Source organism: Aequoribacter sp. (assembly GCF_965659035.1).
In the GTDB taxonomy this organism is placed as follows: Bacteria; Pseudomonadota; Gammaproteobacteria; order Pseudomonadales; family Halieaceae; genus Aequoribacter.
The window spans coordinates 1-3,227 of the sequence record NZ_CBFHWH010000131.1 but is presented as its reverse complement, the minus strand read 5'-3'; the positions used below and the strand labels follow the sequence as shown (position 1 = coordinate 3,227).

The 3,227-nt window shown below is 53.4% G+C and carries 5 protein-coding genes; 2 read left to right on the top strand and 3 right to left on the bottom strand.

What is annotated here, in order from left to right:
* From ACTF5Z_RS11600 to ACTF5Z_RS11590, 3 genes are all read right to left on the bottom strand, one after another.
* Positions 1-292: exonuclease domain-containing protein (locus tag ACTF5Z_RS11600; protein WP_438985778.1), on the bottom strand; the 292-nt coding region annotated here is incomplete at its 3' end.
* Positions 289-735, bottom strand: a complete 447-nt coding sequence (gene rnhA, locus ACTF5Z_RS11595) for a ribonuclease HI (RefSeq protein ID WP_423848531.1) — start codon at positions 733-735, stop codon at positions 289-291. The genes rnhA and ACTF5Z_RS11600, both read right to left, overlap by 4 nt.
* Positions 728-1,486: a class I SAM-dependent methyltransferase gene (locus ACTF5Z_RS11590; protein WP_438985777.1), complete on the bottom strand. Its 759-nt coding sequence runs from the start codon at positions 1,484-1,486 to the stop codon at positions 728-730. Before ACTF5Z_RS11590 ends, rnhA begins: the two co-directional genes overlap by 8 nt.
* Positions 1,487-1,540: 54 nt before the next feature.
* Here ACTF5Z_RS11590 and gloB point away from each other — a divergent pair, with 54 nt between their 5' ends.
* Entirely contained in the window at positions 1,541-2,299 is a 759-nt protein-coding gene (gene gloB, locus ACTF5Z_RS11585; protein WP_438985776.1) for a hydroxyacylglutathione hydrolase, read from the top strand.
* On the top strand, positions 2,296-3,227 hold a 932-nt coding region (locus ACTF5Z_RS11580; RefSeq protein WP_438985775.1), incomplete at its 3' end, for a transglycosylase SLT domain-containing protein. The genes gloB and ACTF5Z_RS11580, both read left to right, overlap by 4 nt.

Genomic DNA, 3,227 nt, shown 5'->3' with positions numbered 1-3,227 from the left:
AAAACCCGATATCGAAGGGCGCGTTGTGAATGATAAGTTCCGCTCCTTTGATAAATTCCAGAAACTCATCTGCAATCGCAGAAAACAGGGGTTTGTCCTGCAAAAATTCATTACTGATACCGTGCACTTCCATAGCGCCGGGATCCACCTCGCGCTGAGGATTAATGTACTGATGAAAGTGACGACCGGTTAAGCGCCTGTTGATAAGCTCAACACATCCGATCTCGATGACCCGATGACCGTCCGAGGTTTCTAAACCCGTCGTTTCGGTATCCAACACAATTTGTCTCATGACGCTGCCCTAAGCTGTTCAATTCCCTGATTGGCTAGTTGATCCGCACGTTCGTTGCCTTGATTGCCGCTGTGACCTTTAACCCAATGCCAGTTGACGTCATGCTGGCCAATTGCCTCGTCGAGCGCTTGCCAAAGATCTTTGTTCTTTACCGGTTGTTTCGATGCTGTGCGCCAATTGTTGCGCTTCCAGTTCGACATCCATTTAGTCACGCCATCGCGGACGTAGACGGAGTCGGTGTAAATATCGACGGTACAGGGCACGTTCAAGGTTTCAAGAGCCTTTATAGTGGCGGTCAGCTCCATGCGATTATTCGTGGTATCATGCTCACCTCCACACATTTCTTTTTCGTGCTCGCCAGCACGAAGCCACGCACCCCATCCACCGATACCTGGATTGCCTTTACATGCCCCATCAGTGTAAATCACGACGTTCCTAGTCATTATTTTGCAGCGTTTCCTTAGTTTGTCTGGAGGTTACCACGGACTTACCTATGCCGATGGCCCTCAGTCTAGGCCTAAAACGAGCCAGATGAGGTCTGCTTATCGCACAGACCTGCTTGGTCGCGCGAATAAAATATATGCGTCCCGCCGGCATTCGATGCGCCTCTAACCACCGTGTCACTGCAGAGAGCGCTCGATTCAGTTTGGAGTGAGTGCCGGAGTATGGCAAGTGTGCGAAATACCGCAGGCGAGTTCGTTCCATTCCCAACAAGCGGAACCAATCATCTAAGCGATGTACACTCAACGCCGACCGCGGGCTTGTTTGCTCTCGCAATGTGAGCTTCGCAAGCAGTCCACTCAGTGCGCTGAGGCTACTGGGGTTTAAGCCAACCAAAAACAACTGGCCCTGCGGCGCCAAAACACGCTGTATTTCTCGGAGCACTTGGTGCGGGTCCGAGGAAGTATCCAAACTGTGCATCGCAATCAGCACGTCAATACTGTCGGCATCGAACGGTAGGTGCTCAGACTCAGAGAGAATCTCGCCATCGGGCTGACAGCGAACACAGTGATTGATTTTTGAACCCTTGTAACACGCAACGAATTCGATGTCGGCCAACTGAACAAGATGATAGCCAAAGCAAGTTGGCAAGGCCTGATCCAACTCGCGCTTAACGCAGGCAAGCGCATCCTGCAGCGATGGCCGATGGTACCATTGCTGAATGATCTCGCTTTGTCTTGTTGACACACTCATAGTGGTTTACCCTTGGAACTTACATTTAAGTCCACTTTCAAAAGCGACCGCGACGTGAACATTGTCCCAATCCCAGCCTTTACTGACAACTACATTTGGTGTCTTCATTTAGACAGCCGTCGCGCCATTGTAGTCGATCCCGGCGACTTTGACGCAGTCCACACCTACCTCAGCAACAATGGCCTTGAGCTCGCTGGGATCCTAGTGACGCATCATCACTTTGATCACACGGGTGGTATTGAAGCGCTGACTAAAGCCGCAAATACACCGGTGATTGGCCCCCAAAACTCCCCCTTTGCTGGGCTGACTCAGCGTGTGGATGACCACAGCCAATTGATGCTTGAATCGCTCGACATCCATGTTCTAGCCGTGCCCGGACACACCTTAGACCACATCGCGTATTATTTGCCTGAGCACGAGGCTTTGTTTTGCGGCGACACCCTGTTCAGTGGCGGCTGCGGACGAGTGTTTGAGGGGACATTCGAGCAAATGCGGAATTCCTTAGCATCCCTGCGAGAACTGCCCGCAAACACACGCGTTTACTGTGCCCACGAGTACACGTCGGCCAATTTACGGTTCGCGCTCGCGGTCGATCCAGCTAACCCCGCGCTACAAGCGCGAGTGGCCGAAGTCTCTCGTTTGCGGGGACTAAACGAGCCCACGCTGCCCACCACGCTCGAGGAGGAATGCCGCAGCAACCCTTTCCTGAGATGGGACGCGCCAGCCATCATTCATAGCGCACAGAGTAAAGAGCCAGTGCAGAATGCCGACGACGTGTTTCGTGTCATTCGGCAGTGGAAGGATGCATTTTGAGAGTTAGTCTGCGACCTCTAACCACCATCGCACTGTTGGGGGTACTGTGCGGCTGCACGACATTAACACCAGAGCAAACAAGCAGCATCGTACCACCCCAGCCCGAGGTGAGCGCCGTACCGGCACCTCTCAATCTTGAGGTTACACCGATACCGGCGGTCGACTTATGGGATCGCATTCGACGAGACCTCGTATGGTCTTACCCCGACCACCCAACAGTCATCGCGCAACGAGAGCATTTTCTCAAGCAGACGGGTTTGTTTGATGCTTTGTCGGAACGCGCGAGTTGGTATTTACACTACATCGTCGAGCGAGTTGAAGAACGCGACCTCCCTATTGAGCTCGCCCTCCTCCCCATCGTAGAAAGCACACTGCTGCCCCAGTCCATGTCGCACAGAAGCGCAGCGGGTCTCTGGCAGATAATGCCGCGAACAGGAAAACACCTAGGTTTGCAGCAAAATTGGTGGTACGACGGCCGGCTGGACATCCGCGACTCGACCGAGGCGGCGCTAGATTACCTCGAGTCACTCAACGCCCGCTTTGACGGCGATTGGTTGCTGGCGTTATCGGCCTACAATGCGGGGGAAACTCGCGTTAAACGCGCGCAGCGTGCCAACGCCAAGAAAGGTCTACCGACCGACTACTGGTCGTTGAAACTCCCCACTGAAACCAAACATTATCTACCTCGCTTGTTGGCGTTGGCGCAGATTATCAAAAATCCGCAGGCGCACGAGGTCACCCTCCCACCCGTCCCAAACAAACAATCATTCACAGCAATAGCGGTCAACGGGCAAATAGAAGTAAGCAGTTTTGCCAAGCAGCTCAACGTGGATGAGTCGCTCATTCGACGATTTAATCCGGGCATCATGCGGTGGGCTACCGACCCCAACGGTTCGCCCGAAATTTTGGTCCCAGTTGAGATCGCAGA